The 17,692-nt window shown below is 70.9% G+C and carries 17 protein-coding genes and 1 tRNA gene; 9 read left to right on the forward strand and 9 right to left on the reverse strand.

Features of this window, described 5'->3' with window-relative positions:
- Positions 1–196: 196 nt before the first annotated feature.
- Positions 197–1,000, reverse strand: coding sequence for an ABC transporter permease (locus tag HQM25_RS12985; RefSeq protein WP_172990621.1), 804 nt, complete (start codon positions 998–1,000; stop codon positions 197–199).
- Positions 997–2,064 carry an ABC transporter ATP-binding protein gene (locus HQM25_RS12990; protein WP_172990622.1) on the reverse strand — a complete coding sequence of 356 codons (1,068 nt, stop codon included), beginning with the start codon at positions 2,062–2,064 and terminating at the stop codon, positions 997–999. Before HQM25_RS12990 ends, HQM25_RS12985 begins: the two co-directional genes overlap by 4 nt.
- Positions 2,065–2,126: 62 nt before the next feature.
- Between HQM25_RS12990 and HQM25_RS12995 the strand changes: the two genes are divergently transcribed.
- Positions 2,127–3,146 carry a helix-turn-helix transcriptional regulator gene (locus tag HQM25_RS12995; RefSeq protein WP_172990623.1) on the forward strand — a complete coding sequence of 340 codons (1,020 nt, stop codon included), beginning with the start codon at positions 2,127–2,129 and terminating at the stop codon, positions 3,144–3,146.
- Positions 3,147–3,207: 61 nt separating this feature from the next.
- Positions 3,208–3,636: a hypothetical protein gene (locus tag HQM25_RS13000; protein WP_172990624.1), complete on the forward strand. Its 429-nt coding sequence runs from the start codon at positions 3,208–3,210 to the stop codon at positions 3,634–3,636.
- A gap of 54 nt (positions 3,637–3,690) precedes the next feature.
- Here HQM25_RS13000 and HQM25_RS13005 read toward each other — a convergent pair whose 3' ends face one another.
- Positions 3,691–6,819, reverse strand: a complete 3,129-nt coding sequence (locus HQM25_RS13005; protein WP_172990625.1) for a S8 family serine peptidase — start codon at positions 6,817–6,819, stop codon at positions 3,691–3,693.
- Positions 6,820–7,060: 241 nt separating this feature from the next.
- Between HQM25_RS13005 and HQM25_RS13010 the strand changes: the two genes are divergently transcribed.
- Positions 7,061–7,134: transfer RNA gene (locus HQM25_RS13010), tRNA-Met, on the forward strand.
- Positions 7,135–7,226: 92 nt separating this feature from the next.
- Here HQM25_RS13010 and HQM25_RS13015 read toward each other — a convergent pair.
- Together HQM25_RS13015 and arfB are read right to left on the reverse strand one after the other, a co-directional pair.
- Positions 7,227–7,532, reverse strand: a complete 306-nt coding sequence (locus HQM25_RS13015) for a hypothetical protein (protein ID WP_172990626.1) — start codon at positions 7,530–7,532, stop codon at positions 7,227–7,229.
- Between the two features lie 134 nt (positions 7,533–7,666).
- The gene (gene arfB, locus HQM25_RS13020) at positions 7,667–8,104 is read right to left on the reverse strand and encodes an alternative ribosome rescue aminoacyl-tRNA hydrolase ArfB (protein ID WP_172990627.1); all 438 of its coding nucleotides are present in this window, start codon (positions 8,102–8,104) and stop codon (positions 7,667–7,669) included.
- Between the two features lie 250 nt (positions 8,105–8,354).
- Here arfB and HQM25_RS13025 point away from each other — a divergent pair, with 250 nt between their 5' ends.
- Positions 8,355–9,875, forward strand: a complete 1,521-nt coding sequence (locus HQM25_RS13025) for an HNH endonuclease signature motif containing protein (RefSeq protein ID WP_172990628.1) — start codon at positions 8,355–8,357, stop codon at positions 9,873–9,875.
- A gap of 75 nt (positions 9,876–9,950) precedes the next feature.
- Positions 9,951–10,247, forward strand: coding sequence for a DUF503 domain-containing protein (locus HQM25_RS13030; protein WP_172990629.1), 297 nt, complete (start codon positions 9,951–9,953; stop codon positions 10,245–10,247).
- Between the two features lie 24 nt (positions 10,248–10,271).
- On the opposite strand, the gene HQM25_RS13035 is transcribed toward HQM25_RS13030, so the two are convergent.
- The gene (locus HQM25_RS13035; RefSeq protein ID WP_172990630.1) at positions 10,272–11,198 is read right to left on the reverse strand and encodes a diacylglycerol/lipid kinase family protein; all 927 of its coding nucleotides are present in this window, start codon (positions 11,196–11,198) and stop codon (positions 10,272–10,274) included.
- 184 nt (positions 11,199–11,382) lie between these two features.
- Between HQM25_RS13035 and HQM25_RS13040 the strand changes: the two genes are divergently transcribed.
- Both HQM25_RS13040 and HQM25_RS13045 read left to right on the forward strand, forming a co-directional pair.
- Positions 11,383–11,967, forward strand: coding sequence for a Dps family protein (locus HQM25_RS13040; protein ID WP_172990631.1), 585 nt, complete (start codon positions 11,383–11,385; stop codon positions 11,965–11,967).
- Positions 11,968–12,056: 89 nt separating this feature from the next.
- The gene (locus HQM25_RS13045) at positions 12,057–12,398 is read left to right on the forward strand and encodes a protein-L-isoaspartate carboxylmethyltransferase (protein ID WP_172990632.1); all 342 of its coding nucleotides are present in this window, start codon (positions 12,057–12,059) and stop codon (positions 12,396–12,398) included.
- A 48-nt stretch (positions 12,399–12,446) separates the two neighbouring features.
- Here the strand turns inward: HQM25_RS13045 and HQM25_RS13050 are convergent, their stop codons facing one another.
- The 3 genes from HQM25_RS13050 to HQM25_RS13060 all read right to left on the reverse strand — a co-directional run bounded on the left by HQM25_RS13050 (position 12,447) and on the right by HQM25_RS13060 (position 14,436).
- Positions 12,447–13,115 (reverse strand): hypothetical protein, encoded by a 669-nt coding sequence (locus HQM25_RS13050; RefSeq protein ID WP_172990633.1) that lies wholly within the window; start codon positions 13,113–13,115, stop codon positions 12,447–12,449.
- 90 nt (positions 13,116–13,205) lie between these two features.
- Complete coding sequence (locus tag HQM25_RS13055; RefSeq protein WP_172990634.1) at positions 13,206–13,409, reverse strand: hypothetical protein; 204 nt, start codon at positions 13,407–13,409, stop codon at positions 13,206–13,208.
- Between the two features lie 10 nt (positions 13,410–13,419).
- Positions 13,420–14,436, reverse strand: coding sequence for a glycerophosphodiester phosphodiesterase family protein (locus tag HQM25_RS13060; protein ID WP_172990635.1), 1,017 nt, complete (start codon positions 14,434–14,436; stop codon positions 13,420–13,422).
- A gap of 154 nt (positions 14,437–14,590) precedes the next feature.
- On the opposite strand from HQM25_RS13060, the gene HQM25_RS13065 reads away from it, so the two are divergent.
- Complete coding sequence (locus HQM25_RS13065) at positions 14,591–15,508, forward strand: Bax inhibitor-1/YccA family protein (protein ID WP_172991661.1); 918 nt, start codon at positions 14,591–14,593, stop codon at positions 15,506–15,508.
- A gap of 142 nt (positions 15,509–15,650) precedes the next feature.
- Positions 15,651–17,666 (forward strand): alpha/beta hydrolase, encoded by a 2,016-nt coding sequence (locus HQM25_RS13070; RefSeq protein ID WP_172990636.1) that lies wholly within the window; start codon positions 15,651–15,653, stop codon positions 17,664–17,666.
- The last annotated feature ends 26 nt before the right edge of the window (positions 17,667–17,692 follow it).

Here is a 17,692-nt window from a genome sequence, read left to right on the forward strand (position 1 = left end):
CGGTAGCGCGTGCCCCATCCCCCCGCGCGCATGCGCGCATCGGCATGCGCCCGCGCGCGGCATCCACTATCGTCCATCGGCCGATCCGGAAACCGGAGGTCGCCACGTTTGCCGGACGTGCGGGGCGCCATGGTCCGGCAAAGGCGGAGTGGTCCGGTTTCCGGAGCGGCGCGGAAGGGCGAGTGGATGCCGCGCGTCAGCTGCTGCGGCGCATCGCGCGCACACCCACCGCGAGGCCGACGGCCGCCAGCACGAGCGCGGCGATCCAGCCCCAGAGCACCTCGACGTCGCCGTAGGCGCCGCCGAACAGCGCGCGCTCGGCCTGCACGACCCAGTTCACGGGGTTGACGACCGCGACCGCGCGCATCCACGCGGGGCCGTCGTCGAGGGGCAGGAGCATGCCCGACAGGATCAGCAGCGGAAAGATCAGCGTCTGCTGCACGCCCCAGAAGAGCCACTCGCGGTCCTTGGTCTTCAGCGCCAGGGTGTACGACAACGACCCGAGGCCCACGCCGAACACCGCCAGCAGAGCGAGGCCGAGGATCATGCCGGGCACGTCGATGCGGAATCCGAACGGCCACGCGATCAACACGATGATGATCGCCTGCACCACGATCGGCGCGATCTCCTTGAGCGCGCGGCCGACCAGCAGCGACGAGCGCGACAACGGCGCCACGAGAGTGCGCTCGTGCGAGCCGGTCATCATCTCGTACTGCAGGTTCGATCCGGTGGCGCCGGTTCCGAACAGCACGATCATCACGAGCACGCCCGGCACGAACCACTGCAGGGTCTCCCCCACCGGCAGGCCCGACGTGCCGACCAGCAGAGGTGCGAACAGCCCGAGGAACACCAGCGGCTGCACGAGCGAGAAGATGAGCGTGAACGGATCGCGAACGACGGGTTTGAGCTCGCGGGTCAGCACGTTCCAGGTGTCGCGGGCGGGGTTGGCACGCACGGCCGTGTCGGCGCGCCCCGGCGCAGGGGTCTGAGAAACAGTCATCGGTTCGCTCCGGTCTTCTCGGCCGACGTGTCGTCGGCTCGGGATGCCGCACCCGCGGCATCCACCTCGGTCTCGGTCTCTTCGTCAGGCGCCTCGCCCTCGCCCGCCTCGCGCAGGGTGCGGCCGGTCAGCGCCAGGAACACGTCGTCGAGGGTGGGCGGGATGCCGGTGGCGGTCGCCACCTGCAGGCCGGCGGCGTCGAGCGCCCGAACGGCGCGCGGCAGCAGGGCGTCGCCGTCGGGGGCCGTCACGGTCACCGCCGCGCCGGCTGCGGTGACCGGCCGGTCGGTGAGGCCCTGCACGACGGTGACGGCGCGCGCGGCATCCACCTCGGTCTCGAAGCCGAGCGTGAGCAGGTCGCCGGCGAGATCGGCCTTGAGTCGCGCGGCGGTGTCGTCGGCGATGACGCGGCCCTTGTCCATCACCATGACGCGCTCGGCGTAGCGGTCGGCCTCCTCGAGGTAGTGCGTGGTGAGGAAGACGGTGGTGCCGTGCTGGGCGCGCAGGTCGAGGATGTGCTGCCACAGGTTCGCGCGGCTCTGCGGGTCGAGGCCGGTCGAGGGCTCGTCGAGGAAGAGGAGCGGCGGGGCGTGCATAAGTCCGAGGGCGATGTCGAGGCGGCGCTTCTGCCCGCCCGAGAGCTGCTGCACCGAGCGCGTCGCGAACGGCGCGAGATCGAGGGACTCGATGAGCGCCTCGGCGCGGGTCTTCGATGCGGCCTTGGACATGCCGTAGAACGCGCCCTGGCTGAGCAGCTCGTCGCGCACGCGCTGGGAGAAGCTGCCGCTGGTGAGCTGTCCGACGTAGCCGATGCGTGCCCGAACGTCGGCGGGAGCGCGCAGGATGTCGTGCCCGACCACGCGCGCGGTGCCCGAGGTGGGCGGGATGAGGGTGGTGAGCATGCGCAGGCTCGTGGACTTGCCCGCGCCATTGGGTCCGAGGAAGGCCACGAGCTCGCCGCGCGCCACCTCGAAGGTGAGGTCGGTGACCGCCTCGACCGTCTTCTTCTTGACGGTGAATCTCTTGGTCAGCCCCTCGGACTGGATGATCGGTTCGTTCGCCATGCCGGCAGGGTACGCGCGCTTGAGGACAGATCCTGTCCTCAAGCGCGGGCAAGATGGCAGACATGTCCGACACGACCACCCGCGCCCTCGCCCTGCTGAACCTGCTGCAGACGCACCGGCACTGGCAGGGCGCCGAGCTGGCCGGAAGGCTCGGGGTCACCGAGCGCACCGTGCGGCGCGACGTCGAGCGGTTGCGCGAACTCGGCTATCGGATCGAGTCGACGCCGGGTGTCGCCGGCGGCTACCGATTGGAGGCGGGAAGCGCGGTGCCGCCGCTGCTGCTCACCGACGAGGAGGCCGTGGCCATGGCGATCGGGCTGCGGGTAGCGGCATCCCAGCGGCTCATCGCCGGCGCGGAGACCGCGGTCACCGCGCTCGCGAAGCTCGAGCAGGTGCTGCCCGCTCCCCTGCGCCGGCGGGTGACGGCGCTGGCCGATGCGGTGCAGCCCGCCGGCATCCGCGCGGGGGCGCCCGTGTCGACGGAGGTGCTCGGCGAACTGGCCCTCGCGTGCCGCGATCACGAACGCGTGCGCTTCTCTTATACGGCGGCCACGGGCGAAGTGTCGCGACGTCGCGTGGAGCCGCACGCCCTCGCGCCCGCCGACCGGCACTGGTACCTGCTGTGCTGGGACCTCGAGCGCGGCGACTGGCGCACGTTCCGCGTGGATCGCCTGAGCGCCGTCGAGCACACCCGCGTGCTGTTCGAGCCCCACGCGCTCACCGCCGAGGAGATCGAGGAGTTCATCCTCGTCGCCCGCTCGTGGGCGCGCCAGCCCGTCGAGGCCGACGCGGTGATGGCGATGCCGCTCGAGAGCATGCGCGCGCACTTCGGCCAGTGGGGCCAGGGCGCGACGGCCGAGGATGCCGGGCACACGCGATGGCCGGTCGGGGGCGGCGACTGGCGCGAGACGATGTACGGCCTCACCTACATCCCCGCCGGCGTCGAGTACACCACCGACCTGTCCGAGCCGGCGCGCTCGGAACTGCGCGAGATGCTCGAGCGGATGCTGCGCGCGATCGCCGCGGATCCGCCGCCGTCTCGCGGGGCGGCGGGCGGAGCATCCACCTCTCTGACGCGGTGATGAATGGTCAGGCCCCTCGCAGACAGCGGGCCTAGGGTGGCGGCAGACCGAGGAGGATGGCATGCACCGGCGATCCGCGTCCGTCGCTGCGACGACGCTCACGCTGCTGCTGCTCACCGGGTGCACCCAGGGAGGTTCCGTGTCCGATCCGAGCTCCACCGACCCGAAGCCGGTGCCCACGAGCCCCGCCTCGCGATTCGCGACCACGACGCCCGGCCCGCTCCAGCCGAACGGCAACCCCTCCGACGTGCCCCCCGCGAAGTGGGACGCTCTCGTGGCCGATCTGGAAGGGCGCGGTGTGACCGGGGAGCCGGTGCTCGTGTCGGCCGAGACCGTCACGTGGCCGAACGGCGCACTGGGCTGCGCGAAGCCCGGCCACTTCTACACGCAGGCGCTGATCGACGGCATGCGGGTCGTCGTCGAGGTCGCCGGGGCGACATACGACTACCGGTTCGGCCAGAACGACGCACCGGTGCTCTGCGAGCGCTGAAACGACAGGGGCGGCACCCACGAGATGTGGATGCCGCCCCGGTGTCGTGAGACGTTACTTCGTCATCTTGACGAGCACCGCCTCGCTCGTGCCCGACTGGTTGTCGACCACGGCGGCCATGACGCCCAGCGGCTTCTGCGCGGCGACGGCGTCACCGTCGACGGCGACCGGAACCGTGAGGGTGCCGTTCTTCGCGACCTCGACGAACTGGCCGTTCTCGATCGCCGGAGCGAACGGGTTGTAGGTGGCCATGCCGTCGAACTCGTCGAAGCCCGCCGAGTCGGTGAGCGAGAAGCTCGCCACCGTGTAGTCGAACGTGCCGTTCGCCGCGGTGAGGCCCAGCGCCGACGTCGTCACCGGCAGCAGGATGGTGCTGCTGTCGGTCGGAGCCTGGGCGAGGAAGCCCTGCGCCGACAGACCGCCGGTGTTGAGGTTGGCGATGAAGACCTCGCTGCGACCATCGACGCTGCCCGCGCGGACCAGACCCGAGTCGACCGCGAAGACCGCGAAGTCGGGCTTGCCGTCACGGTTCGTGTCGATGAGCACATCGAACTCGACCGCTGCCGCGTTCGACCAGCGCTGGTGCGTGTTCACTGCGAACACGAGCAGCTGCGTGCCGCTGAAGGGGAACGACTGCACACCGGCGTTGGCCAGGTCGAAGCCGGTGTCCGTGATCTGCTTCGCCACGTCCTTCTTGTCGGTCAGACCCCACTGGTAGAAGTCCGCGATCGCAGCCGACGCGCCCTTCTTGTTGGTCAGCGTGACCGACTTGGCGGCATCCACCACCTTCTCCTTCTTGCCGAACAGCTCACCGGTCTTGGCTTCGACGTTGGTGTCGGCGCGGGGGACCATGAGGTACGGAACGCGCAGCGACGAGGTCTCCGACGAGAAGACGACGTTGCCCGAGAACTCGTACAGCGCGAATTGGCTGGCCAGCGACGAGCCGACGGACGCGGAAGAGGCGGTGAGGGTCGCCTTCACGGTGGCCTTGCCACCGGCGGGAACCGTGACGCTCGAGCGGTCGAACGAGACCGTGGCCTGCTCCGACTGCGGCGAGGGGGCCGCGCTCACCTGGTACGTCACCGGGGAGGTGCCGTGGTTGGTGAGGGTGATCTCCTTCTCGCCGCTGAAGCCGCTCGTCGACTCCTGGAAGCCGAAGCTCAGGTTCGCCTCGCGGAAGGTGCCCATCTCGGTGCGCACCTTGTCGCCCGAGGCGATGACCTGCGTCGCCACAGCCTGCGCGGTGTCGACGAGACCGGCGCCCGCGCGGGTCAGCTGGTAGCCGGCGACGCCGTCAGGGTCGGCCGACGAGACGATGGCGGCGGAGACGTCAGCGGCGCTCCAGCCCTCGTGGGCCTGCACGGCGAGTGCTGCGACACCCGCGACGTGCGGAGCGGCCATCGAGGTGCCCGAGTTGGTCGACGGACCGTTGCCGGTGCCGACGCCCGTCGAGACGATCGAGACACCCGGTGCCGCTATGTCGACGCCGATGCCCGAGTCACCGCTGCGCGGGCCGTTCGATGAGAACGACGCGAAACCGCGGAAGTTCGGGTTCTCGAGGTCGGCCGGGGCGATGGTCGCCGCCGTGCCGTCCACACCGGTGAACGCCGCGCCGTCAGTCGAGCGCACACCCAGGAACGGGATCGTGACCGTGTACGGGTCGCCGTTGTCGGGGTTCTCGGTGATCGCGCCCTCGAACGGCGGGTAGTCCGGCGAGGAGTTGACCATGAGGGATGCCGCGGCACCGGCCTGCTGGGCGAAGATCGCCTTCGCGACGCGGGCGCAGGTGCCACGGGTCGAGACGGCGAGCTGGTTCGCGCCGGCGGTGACGCCGTTGGCGGTGTACGCGGCGACAGAGCAGCCGAGCGCCTCGTTCTCGGGGGTGCCGTCGATGTCGACCAGGCGCTTCACGGTGAACTCGCCCAGGCCCTCGAGGTCGGCGCCGTTGGCGTTGATCGCCGGGACGGTGACACCGTTCAGGGTGACCTCGGCGCCCGGGAACGACGCGGTGCTGTCGGTCGCGGCGACCGAGATGACACCCTCACCCGTGCCGGGCGAGCCGTTGATGTAGGGGCTCGGGCCGGAGTTGCCGGCCGAGGCGACGACGACGACGCCCGCGGCGACCGCGTTCGACGCAGCCACGGCCTCGGGGTCCTCAGCGGTGCCGTAGCTGGAGCCGAGCGACATGTTGATGACATCCATGTCGTTCTCGACGGCCCAGTCGATGGCGGCGACGGTGATGTTGGTCGAGCCGTCGCAGCCGAACACGCGCAGGGCGTACAGGTCGACCTCGGGGGCGACACCCGGGCCGATGAGCCAGTCCTGCGACGCCGTCGACTCGTCGTACGCGCCCGTGTAGGTCGCGCCCTCGGCGGTCACACCGGTGCCGCCGGTGGTGCCGGCGACGTGGCTGCCGTGGCCCTGGCAGTCAAGCGGGTTCGAGTCGGGCATGGGAACCGCGTTGTCGTCGTTCGCGTCGTACGCGTCGCCGACGAAGTCCCAGCCGCCCTTGACGCGGGGCGCGTTCGGGCCGAACAGCGCCGGGTCGGCCGCCTCGGTCTCCGCCGCGTGGGCCGCGTCGTAGGCCTCGACCGTGCCCGGACCGCCGAAGTTGGCGTGGGTGTAGTCGATGCCGGTGTCGATGATGGCGACCTTGATGTTCTCGCCGGTGTAGCCGGTGTTCTGCCACACCTGCGGAACGCCGAGGAACGGCACCGAGACGGCGTTGTCGATCGTCGAGGTGCGCGCCTCGCGCACGGCGACGACACCGGGCAGAGCGGTCAGATCGGCGACGGTGGATGCCTGCACCGTGGCCTGCACACCGTTGTACGCCGACTGCATCTCGGCCTGCACCGAGCCGCCCGCGGCCTTCACCGCGTCGACGACGGGCTTCTGCGCAGCCTTGAGGCTGTCGCGGATCGCCTTCTTCTCGGTCTTCGACAGGTCGCGGCCCTTCTGGGCCTCGACCACGGCGACGGGGTCGCCCGAGAGCTGAACGACGACCGACAGCTTCGCCGCGGCGTCAGCCGAGCGAGGCAGGAAGGTCGAGCTGATCTGACCGGAGGACTCCGCTGCGGTGAACCGCGACGACGGATCGTCGTCTGGGGCGGCGGCTGCGGCTGCAGCCGTGGTGGGAATCGACAGCGCCAGAACTCCGGCGACCGCCAACGCGCGTAGCGACAAGGGGAACCTTCTTTCTCTGCCCGGGGGATCGGGCAGACACGTACGGGAACGTAAGCGCGGATCCTCAGATAGTCAACAGGAAACTCTCAGCTTGACCAGATCGCTCAGAATGCGTCGTCTTCGCGTGCCGAATCGCGCAGAGTGGCGATTTTCCGAAACGAGCATGTAACAGTCGGCAACGTCTCGACACGCCCCGTCACGACAGTGCGGATGTCGGGGGCCGCAGCTAGCGTGGGGACATCGCGGCGAGCCGGGCGGTCCCGGGCTCCGGTTCATACCCAGGAGCGCATGCGGGTTCGACTCCCGCCGTCGCGTCTACGGCGTAGCCTCCTCCGCACCGGGACTCTGACTCCTTCGACGAGCGGCGCGATCCACCAAGCCCGGCGCCTCTCGCCACGCGCTGACCGTCAAGCGTCCGAGGCGTCGGCAGCCGCCCGGCCTACTTCGTCGCTCATGGCAGGGCTCGGCGGGTCGTCCTGCTCCGTATCTCCAGAGTCATCGCCGCTGGCGTCCCCCGCGGCTGCACCGCTCGAATCCGCCGGGTCGCCGCTCGGGATGACGCCGATCCCGACGGCCTGGTGGCTGTGCTCGGGTTCAGAGTCGGTGTCGCCCTTCGGTTCGTCGCCGGGCTCCTTCTCGATGCTCGGCTCCTCCAGTTCGTCTGTGGTCGGCTGGTCAGCCTCCCGACCTTCGTTCTGCGTGTTATCGGTCATCGCACTGCTCCTCACTCAACGGCGGGTGGATCCTCAGACTCCGTCGATCCGTGAGGCGCGGCAACGGCCTTGACGCCGCGCCAGACGACGGTAAGGTGCGCGTCAGATTGATCGGAAGGCGAAGACAAGCCCCCTCAGTCCCCCGGCGGCCTACGCAGCCGCTTCACGTCCGTGCGCTGGTTCTTCGCCTGCAGGCGCCGCTCCTGCGACCCGCGCGTCGGCTTCGTCGCGCGCCGCGGGGGTGCCGGTGGCCGCAGCGCCTCAACGACGAGTGCCGCGAGGCGGGCGCGGGCGGCGTCCCGATTGCGCAGCTGAGCGCGATGCTCCGACGCGACGACGGTCAGCACCCCGCCGACGAGCCGGCCGCTCAGACGCGCGAGCAGCCGCTCCCGCTGGTGCGGCGAGAGCGCAGCCGAGCCAGCGATGTCCCACATCAGCTCCACGCGCGAATCCGCCGTGTTGACCCCCTGCCCGCCGGGTCCCGACGACCGCGAGAACCGCCACGACAGCTCGGCCTCCGGAATCGTGAGCCGTGCGTCGATACGCAGCCCAGAGCGGTGCGCGGCGGTCATGCATCCATCATCCCTTCCCTCGCCGGCGGCTCGGCTGCCGACCCGACCATCGGGCGGCGGCCCGCCGCAACGGCGTTCGCGATCTCCCGCACACCGTGCTTCGGCAACTCGCACAGACTGCGCTTCAACACGCCCCGCGCGAGAACGTCTTCGCGCGGGCGTCCTCGAGGTTATGAGGCGAGGCGTTCTTCGCCACGGGAGAGCGAAGGAGTTTCGAACAAATGTCCGAGGGTGGTGACATGATGAACCCATGAGCGAAACAGCCACCACACCCGCCGAGGTCGCCGCCGCGCGCCTGGCTCCCGTGGTGGCCGAGGTCGTCGATATCCGTCGCCAGATCGCGTCGTTGCAGGCCCGTGAAGCCCGCGCCCTCGCCCGAGCAGGCGAGATCGCGGAGGAATGGGCGGATGCCGAACCCGCGCGTTCCGACGCCGAGGTAGCCCGACGCTCGGTCGCCGCGGAGATCGCGGCAGCGCTGCGGGTCTCCGACCGCACCGTGCAGCGGCAGGTCGACGAAGCGGAGCGGATGGTCGGGCGGTTCCCCGAGACCGTCGCGTCGCTCGAGGCCGGGCGCATCTCGCTCGTGCACGCACGCATCATCGTGGAGGCCGGCGACCGAATCGAACGCCCCGAGCTGGTCGCCGAGTATGAGTACAGCGTGCTCCCGTACGCCGAAGCCGAGTCCGCATCGCGGCTGCGCCCGGTCGCCCAGCGGCGAGCGCAGTGGTTCCTCGACGAGACGATCCGCGAACGCCACGCGGCTGCGTCGCGCACCAGCTGTGTGCAGGTGCACGACCTCGACGACGGCATGGCCGACCTCCACGTCACCGGACCGGCGGTGATCATCCACGGCATCCACGACCGGCTCACCCGCATGGCGCGCGACGTGGCCGATGCCGACGCCCAGGCGATCCGCGATGCGCGCGCCGCGCTGGCGGCGGCGGAGCGGGACGAGTGTGCGGACGGCGCGGCAGCGAGCGCTACGGGCGCGGCCACGAACAGGGCGGGCGACTTTCTGAGCGCTGCAGGCGACCCGGCGAGCGCCCCGAACGACTCCGCGAGCGCCGCAAGCGACCCGGCGAGCGCCCCGGGCGACTCCGCGACCTCAGCAGACCAGGCCCGCGCCCACCTCCACAACCTTGTCACGGCCCGGCGGTCGCTCGATGCGATCCGCACTGACCTCGTCGCCGACCTCCTGCTCGCGTCCGACCCAGTCGCGCACATCGGCACCGCGGAGACGGGGCTCGGCGCCATCCGGGCGACGGTGCAGGTGACGGTTCCCGTGCTGACGCTCATCGACTCCCCGGTCGATGACCCGTTCGACGCGGTGACGCTCGCCGGCCACGGCCCCATTGACCCCGATACGGCGCGCGAGCTCGCCCGCACTGCTCCGGGGTGGGATCGCATCCTCACGCACCCGATCTCCGGCGCCGTGCTCGCCGTCGATCGGTATCAGCCCAGCAGCGAGATGCGACGCGCACTCGCGGTGCGCGATCAGCACTGCCGCTTTCCGGGGTGTCGACAGTCGACCGCGCGCAGTGACCTCGACCATACGATCGACTGGCAGAACGGCGGCAAGACGGCGGTGTCGAATCTCGGTCACCTCTGTCGACGGCATCACACGCTCAAGCACCACACACCATGGACTGTCACGCAGAAGACAGCCGGCGTGCTCGAGTGGACGAGTCCGGGCGGCCGCCTTTACCCCGACCATCCCGCCTCGGGAGTCCACTTCGCCACCGACGCCGAGTTCGACCCCGCGCCGTTCTGACACCCGGCTCCGTTCATAGGTCGTGCCGACTTGAGAGGGTGCCGCGAGCACTCCCTCTCTGCCAGACTCCACCCCATGTGGATCGCCTGGATCGAGTTCGACCTGCTCCTGGGCGACGTGCACTCGCTCAAGGAGAAGCGCGGCATCCTTCGCCCGATCCTCGCCGACCTGAGCAAGCGCACCGAGGCCGCCGCGGCCGAAGTCGGCGCGCACGATCTGCACCGTCGGGCGCAGGTCGGCCTCTCCGTCGTCGGATCCGAAACCGCCCACGTGCGCGACGTGCTCGACCGCGCCGAGCGCCTGCTCGCCGAGGAGCACCCCGAGGTCACGCTCCTGTCCGCACGCCGCGGCCTGCACTCCAGCGAAGACTGACGGGGAAGGACTGGCGAAGAGGACTCAGCGCACGCGCAGCGCCCCGGCGTCCACTCGCACGGTGAAGGTCTGCACGTCGCCGACTTCCTCGCCGTCGATCTCGAACGGCACCGGCTCGGGGAGCTCCACCCGCATTCGCTCGCCGACCAGGTGGCGTGCGGTGTCGGCATCCAATGTCGCGCTCTCTTTCGCGAAGAACCGGCGGATGCCGTTGTCCCACACGAACGAGCGCACGGTGTCCAGCCACCCGGCCACCGAGTCTGCGCTGACGACGAGCACGTCGAGCTGCCCGTCGTCGACCGCGGCGTCGGGCAGAATCGCGACCCCGCCCTGAATGGTGCCGCAGTTGCCGACGATCAGCGTGTGTCCGCTCACGGTCTCGGGCGCGCCGTCGTCGACCTGCAGGGTGAACTCCACCACCTCGGACTTCTCGACCGCCCGGCCAAGCGCCTCGACGTAGGCGAGCCAGCCGGCCTTGTCCTTGAGGTCGTCGTCGGTCTCCACGAGCATCTGCGCGTCGAGCCCGAAGCCGACCATCACGGCGAAGCCCTTCTCCTGACCGTCGCCGGTGTCGATCCAGCCGATGTCGACGCGCCGCTCGTCAGTCTCCAGCGCGCGCTCGATCGCCGCCTCCACGTCGCCGATCGGCACGTCGAGGTTGCGCGCGAGGAGGTTGCCCGTCCCCTGCGGCACGATCGCCAGTGCCGCATCCGCCCCGGCGAGCACCTCGGCGACCGCACGCACGGTGCCATCGCCGCCGGCCACGATCACCAGCTCCGCCCCGGCGGCGAGTGCATCCCGGGCCGGGCCGTGACCGGGATCGTCCTCCGTGGTCTCGAACCATTCCGCGGCGGCGCAGGCATCCGGGTCGACCTTGTCGAAGGCGTCGCAGAGGTCGTCGCGCGCGATCTTGCTCGGGTTGAAGACGACGGCGAGGCGAGGAGTTGTCATGCCGCCACTCTGGGCGAGCGGGCGCAACGCGTGCAACCTCTTGCCATCGGGAGCCCCGGGCGGTAGCGCGGCGCGGTGAGGCCGCGGTGCGCCGATACCATCCCGCTCGCGGTCAGGCAAGGCCCCGGCATCCATGGCACCGCGGCCGTAGCGTCGTTCTCGACGTCCCGAAAGGATCACGACCATGGCGAGCCAGACGAAGACGAAGACCTCGACCTCCTCGCGGAGCACCGCGCCGCGCAACGCCCGCCGCCCCGCCAAGGGCGGCTCGGGCGCGAAGCTCACCGGGGAGCAGAACGCCGAGAGCGGCTTCCAGGCCTCGAAGGCGCTGAGCGAGAGCCTGCAGCGGGTGCTCGCCGACCTCATCGAACTGTCGCTGCAGGGCAAGCAGGCGCACTGGAACGTCGTCGGGCGCAATTTCCGCGACACGCACCTTCAGCTCGACGAGATCATCGACGCCTCCCGCAGCCTCTCCGACGTCGTCGCCGAGCGCATGCGCGCGCTGCACGCCCTGCCCGACGGCCGCAGCGACACGGTGGCCGAGACCACATCGCTGCCGGAGTTCCCGCACGGCGAGATCGACACCGACGAGGTCGTCGACCTCGTCACCGAACGCCTCGAGGCCGTGATCGCCACCTGCCGCGCCGTGCACGACGACGTCGACGAGGAGGATCCGACCAGCGCCGACATCCTGCACGAGGTGCTGGCGCAGCTCGAGCAGTTCGCCTGGATGGTCAGTGCCGAGAAGCGCTCGCCGACGGTGCGGTGACCGCTGTGATTTCCACTGCGCGAATCCGCCCTGTCCGGGTTATTGTTACGGCAAGTGCAACAACGCGCTTCGTACCCGATCGAGGATCAGTGCCTTACCGCGACCACGCCACCGTTCAGTCCTGGGTGACGGATTTCATCGAGCTGCACGGCAGCGTCGCCCCCGACGTGTCGGTGCTCGAGCAGTACTACACCGAGGGGCCCGACACCGGGCTCGTGGTCATCGGCCTGCGCACCGCGTCGACGGGCACCTTCGTGCAGCCGCTGGAGCGCGACGGCAAGCCGGTGTGGACTGTGCACTTCGAACCGCGCGAAGAGGGCCTCGACCTGGGTGCGGGCGCTGTCGCCCAGCTCGCCGCCGACCTCCAACTGCTCAGCGAGCTCTGCTCCTACCTGCAGGAGCGCACCGACGCGGCCGTCGCCGTCGCCTGAGCTGAGCCGGGCGACGGAAGTCGGGCAGCGGCGACCAGCCGGCGCCGGTCAGTCGCAGTCGGCAGGAGATCCCTGCAGGAACCATGTCATCTGAGTGGATGCCGGCCGCAGCGCCTCCGTCACCCCGAGCGCGCTCACGACGGCGGTGGGAAGAACCGTCCCCATGGCCGCGCACTCGTCCATCAGCGCATCGCCGCCGTTCGTGAAGCCCACCACATAGGTGGTGGTCGTGCCGGGCCCGATGACCTCGTCGCTCAGGGTCGCGACCGCGTCGACGTCTGAGGCGTCGAACTCGATGCCCGTCGGCTGAAGCACCCCCACGGACATGTCGAGCGCACTCAGCTCGCCGAACGCGGCGATGGTCATCGACTCGAGGTCCACGGACATCGCGCTCTCGTTGACGACCTGCACGCGCAGGCGGCACTCGAGCCCCGCCTGGAGCGGCACGACCGGAACGAGGAAGGTCTCTCCGTCATCGGCCGGCCGCAGCCCCACGTCGGCGCCGTCGCACTCCACCGGCTGGGCGTCATAGGTCACCGAAACCGCGCCGAGGGCGCTGCGCGCCGTCGCCTGCCAGCCGATCACACCCGCGACGATCGCGGCGACCGCGAGGACGGCCAGGACATCGGCGAGGCGGCTCCGCCAGCGCCGCGGCGACCGCGGCTCGTCTGTCGCGGGGCCCGGGGCGGGCGCGGACGGGGCGGCAGTCACGGTCACGCGCTCATCCTGTCGATCGGCGACACCCCGCGTCAACGCCGGATCTCCGCGCGCGACGGGCGCGGCATCCACGTGCCGGCGACGGTGGGGTCAGCGCTTCTGGCTCCGGCTGCGCGCGACGCCGAACCAGATCAGCGCGACGCCGGCGATCAGCACGAACGGGCCGATCGTGGCCCACATCGACGAGCCGCTCATCACCGAGCCCTGCAGCACGTTCAGACCCTGCAGGGTCCAGATCGCCCCGACCAGTGCCAGCAGCACGCCGGGAACGATGAAGGGCCATCCTCGTCTCACGCCGCTCACCCTAGTCCCGCCCCCGGAAGAACTCGACCCCCAGGTCGGGGTGGTCGACGAACACGCCGTCGACCCCGGCATCCCGCAGCACGGCCCACTCCGCGGTGAAGTCGCCGAACACGGCCGGTCCGCCCGGCGCCCGCAGCGAGCGCACGAGGAACCGGTTCTCGGGTCGGGCCGTCCAGGTGAACACGCGCAGGCCCCGCTCGTGCGCGTCGGCGACGACCGCCGACGGACCGCTCACGCGCCCGAGCGAGTCGGGCGCGAGGATCATGCGCTTGTCCACGCTGATCCCGTCGACCACCCCGACCAGGGCGTCGAGCCCCGCGGGCGAGGCGGTCGCCCGATAGGTGGGCGCCGCCTTGCCGTGCACGGCGAACAGGTCGAAAGGGCGTCCCTTCGCCTCCAGCAGATAGACGAACGAGCATCGGATGCCGCGCCCGCGCAGCCGCGTGAGCACGGTCGACTCGAAGGACTCGATCACCAGCGGCAGCGCACCGTCGGCCCAGCCGGCATCCCGCAGCTCCCGCTCGACGAGGTCGGCCAGATCCCACCCGAGGCCCTCGAAGTAGGTGGCGTGCTTGATCTCGAGCACCACGCCGATCTCCCGGCCGTGCGCGAGCGAGCCGGCGCGCACGAGGTCGAGCACGTCGCGCAGCCGCAGCACGGGCTGCTGCCCGTCGAACGACGCGCTCGCGGGGCGCACCTCCGGCAGTCGCTCGCGGCAGCGGAGCGTGGCCAGCTCGTCCCACGTGAAGTCCTCGGTGAACCAGCCCGGGAGCTCGGCGCCGTCGATGGACTTCGTCGTGCGGCGATCGGCGAACTCCGGCCGGTCGGCGACATCGGTGGTGCCCGAGATCTCGTTCTCGTGCCGCACGACCAGCACGCCGTCGCGTGAGACGACCACGTCGGGCTCGACCGCGTCCACTCCCTGCGCGAGGGCGAGCGCGTACGACGAGCGCGAATGCTCGGGTCGGTACCCGGGCGCTCCCCGGTGTCCGATGACGAGTGGATGCCGGCGAGCCACCCGCCCAGGCTAGCGGCGGGAGTGCGCGGACCGTCTCTGCGGGCCCGCTTCAAAGCCCACTCTCAGCAGTGGAGGGGCGGATCGGATCTGTGTTCGGATACTGTTGATCAACAGCACAGAGCTGTGACCGACCCGACTTTGGAGTGTGAGAGCAGTGGCCCTCAACAACCCCGCGTTCAACAACCCGGCGTTCCAGGACCCTCGTGCAGTTCAGACCTACCCCGGCGGCTCGCAGGCGGCGAACCTCGGCGGCCAGACCCAGTTCTCCACCGCGCAGCGCGCGGGCACGGATGCCGCGGCGCAGGCTCACCTCGAGGGCGCGTACGCCGCTCCCTCGGCCGGCGCCGTCGACACCGGCCGCATGACCGTCGAAGACACGGTCTGGAAGACGGTCGGCCTGTTCGCGATCCTCGTCGTCGGCGCCGTCGTCGGCTGGATCTGGACGATGGCCCCCGTGGCCACCACCGGCCAGCCCTCGATCCTGCCGTGGATCGTCGGCGGTCTCGCCGGCTTCGTGCTCTCGCTCGTGGTGATCTTCACCTCGCGCAAGAAGGTGCGCCCGGCCCTGATCTTCGCCTACGCCGCCGCGGAGGGCCTCTTCGTCGGTGGCATCTCGGCGTTCTTCGAGATGCTCTACGAGGGCATCGTGCTGCAGGCGACCCTCGCGACCCTCGCGGTCGTCGGCGTGACCCTCGCCCTGTTCGCCAGCGGCAAGGTGCGTGCCTCGGCCCGCGCGACGAAGATCTTCCTCATCGCGATGCTCGGCTACCTCGTCTTCTCGCTGATCAACCTCGGCCTGATGATCTTCACGCCCGTCGGCGACAGCGCGTTCGGCCTCCGCAGCGAGCCGAGCTTCCTGTTCGGCATCCCGTGGGGTGTGCTCATCGGCGTGTTCGTGGTGATCATGGCTGCCTACTCGCTGGTGCTCGACTTCGACAGCATCCAGCGCGGTGTGCGCAACGGCGCTCCGCGTCAGTACGGCTGGCTCGGCGGCTTCGGCATCATGGTCACCGTCGTGTGGCTGTACGTCGAGATCCTCCGCATCCTGGCGATCCTCCGCGGCAACAACTGACCAGACCCGGCGGTCGGGGAGCGAGCGAAGCCCGCGTATCGAGATCCGATCCACGAAGGGGCCGTCCGCAAGGGCGGCCCCTTCGCCGTTTCCGGGCGGTTCCGTTCCGCCTGCGTCACCGCCTCCCCTTATGCTGAGCGACATGTCTCGGCACCGCTCGCTCCCCGCTGCGGCACGAGTGGTGATGGTGGCGGTGCTGGCCGTGGCCGGCATCCTCCCCGCCTCGGCCGCTTCCGCCGACACGGCTGACACCCCCGAACCGGTGGTGCGGGCCGAGTGCCCCGTCGAGATCCCCGCCCGTCACATCGACCGCGTCGAGTGCGGCGTGCTCACCGTGCCCGAGCGGCGCTCCGACGGCGCCGACCCCGCGCGCACGATCGCGCTGCCCTACGCGGTGATCTCGAGCACGTCGGGCACCCCGCAGCCCGACCCCGTGTTCATCGTCTCCGCGCCGATCGACGGCGTCAGCACGTTCGACCTCCTCCCGCACGTGCTCGACGATGCGCAGTGGGCCACCGACACTCGCCCCGTGGTGCTGCTGGAGCGCCGGGGCGCGGGCCTGTCCGACCCGGCGCTGTCCTGCCCCGAGCTCGACGTCGACGCGATGATCAGCGACGGGGTGCTGCTCACCGGGGCGGCCGCTGCGGCGCGCCGCGTCGACGGCGCCGCCGAGTGCTACGACCGCCTCGTCGCCGACGGCATCGACCCCGCGGCCTACACGAGCACCGCAGCCGCCGCCGACGTGGGCGAGCTGCGCACGGCGCTCGGCTACGAGCAGTGGAACCTCTACAGCGTGGGAGACGGCACGCGCGTCGCCCAGGCGGTGATGCGCGACCGGTCCGGGGGCCTTCGCTCGGTGATCCTCGACGCCACCTCCCCCTTGGCCGTGAACGTGCCGGAGGAGAGCCCCGCCGCTTTCGCCGGCGCCGTCGACCACCTGCTCCTCACGTGTCAGAACGAGCCGGGATGCGCCGAAGAATACCCCGACCTCGACGAGAGCCTCACCACCGCACTCGCCGACGCCGCCGCCGAACCGCTCCTGCTGACGGTCGACGGACCCGGCGGCATCCCGGTGCAGGTCGAGCTCGACGATCGCACCCTCGCCGAGGGGCTGCGCACCGCGCTCGCCGACGCGGCCACCGTGCGCACGCTGCCGTTCGTGATCGATCAGCTCGCCGACGGCAACGGCTCGGCGGCGCTCCCCCTGGCCCAGCAGCTGGTAGATGCCGCGGGAGAGCGCGCGCACGGACTCGCACTGTCGGTCGCCTGCGCCGAGGAAGTGCCGTTCAGCGACCCGGCGGTGGCCGCCGAGAACGCCGCCGCCCTGCCCAGGGCGGCCGCCCTCGGCGACGGATCGGACGTGTTCGCGGAGTGCGCCGCCTGGCCGGTGCCGGCGTCCGGCGCGGGGGCGAGCACGGCGGTCGAGTCCGACATCTACGCTCTGGTGACCACCGGCGCCTTCGATCCGCTCAGCCCGGCCTCGTGGGGCCAGGCGGCCGCGGCATCCCTCTCCGAAGGCGATGCCGCCCTGTTCTCCCGCCTCTCGCACGGTGCCGTCTGGCAGAGCGACGTCGACGACTGCGCGGCGGCGTTCGCCCGGCAGTTCCTGCAGGATCCGACCACCGCTCCCGAGGCGTCGTGCCTGCAAACCGCTCCCCCGGTCGAGTTCCTCACGACGGCGCAGATCGATCCCACCCCCAGCGTGTACCTCCTCACGCGCGATCTGGGCACGAACGCGAACCCGATCCAGCTGGGCATCGCGGCCGTCACGCTGCTGATCCTCCTCGGCACACTCGTCTACGGCCTCGTGGTCGCCGTGCAGCCGTCGCTGCGGCGATCGGGCGACATCCCCGGCGGCACCGCCCTGTCGGCCACCGCCGCCGCCGTCTTCAACCTGCTCTTCGCCGCCGCGCTGGTATACCTCGTGACGCGGATCGATCCGATCGTGCTCAGCTTCGGCATCCCTGCCGGGCTCTGGCCGATGCTGCTCCTGCCGTTCGCCGGACTCGCCGCCACGATCCTGCTGGTGGTGCTCCTCGTGCGGGCTTGGATCACCGACGACGGCGCCGTCGTCCACCGCGTGCTCCTGTCGGTCTCGGCGGCGGGGTCGCTCGGCTTCGCGCTGTGGCTGCTGGCGCGCGGGCTGCTCGCGCTCTGACTCACGCCGCGTTGACGCGGCTCAGC

The sequence above is a fragment of the Microbacterium hominis genome (assembly GCF_013282805.1).
Taxonomy (GTDB): Bacteria; Actinomycetota; Actinomycetes; order Actinomycetales; family Microbacteriaceae; genus Microbacterium; species Microbacterium hominis_B.

What these genes read in the sequence shown, in the direction of transcription:
- HQM25_RS12985 (WP_172990621.1), bottom strand. Translation starts at nt 1,000, where the DNA reads ATGACTGTTTCTCAGACCCCTGCGCCGGGGCGCGCCGACACGGCCGTG.
- HQM25_RS12990 (WP_172990622.1), bottom strand. Translation starts at nt 2,064, where the DNA reads ATGGCGAACGAACCGATCATCCAGTCCGAGGGGCTGACCAAGAGATTC.
- HQM25_RS12995 (WP_172990623.1), top strand. Translation starts at nt 2,127, where the DNA reads ATGTCCGACACGACCACCCGCGCCCTCGCCCTGCTGAACCTGCTGCAG.
- HQM25_RS13000 (WP_172990624.1), top strand. Translation starts at nt 3,208, where the DNA reads ATGCACCGGCGATCCGCGTCCGTCGCTGCGACGACGCTCACGCTGCTG.
- HQM25_RS13015 (WP_172990626.1), bottom strand. Translation starts at nt 7,532, where the DNA reads ATGACCGATAACACGCAGAACGAAGGTCGGGAGGCTGACCAGCCGACC.
- arfB (WP_172990627.1), bottom strand. Translation starts at nt 8,104, where the DNA reads ATGACCGCCGCGCACCGCTCTGGGCTGCGTATCGACGCACGGCTCACG.
- HQM25_RS13025 (WP_172990628.1), top strand. Translation starts at nt 8,355, where the DNA reads ATGAGCGAAACAGCCACCACACCCGCCGAGGTCGCCGCCGCGCGCCTG.
- HQM25_RS13030 (WP_172990629.1), top strand. Translation starts at nt 9,951, where the DNA reads ATGTGGATCGCCTGGATCGAGTTCGACCTGCTCCTGGGCGACGTGCAC.
- HQM25_RS13035 (WP_172990630.1), bottom strand. Translation starts at nt 11,198, where the DNA reads ATGACAACTCCTCGCCTCGCCGTCGTCTTCAACCCGAGCAAGATCGCG.
- HQM25_RS13040 (WP_172990631.1), top strand. Translation starts at nt 11,383, where the DNA reads ATGGCGAGCCAGACGAAGACGAAGACCTCGACCTCCTCGCGGAGCACC.
- HQM25_RS13070 (WP_172990636.1), top strand. Translation starts at nt 15,651, where the DNA reads ATGTCTCGGCACCGCTCGCTCCCCGCTGCGGCACGAGTGGTGATGGTG.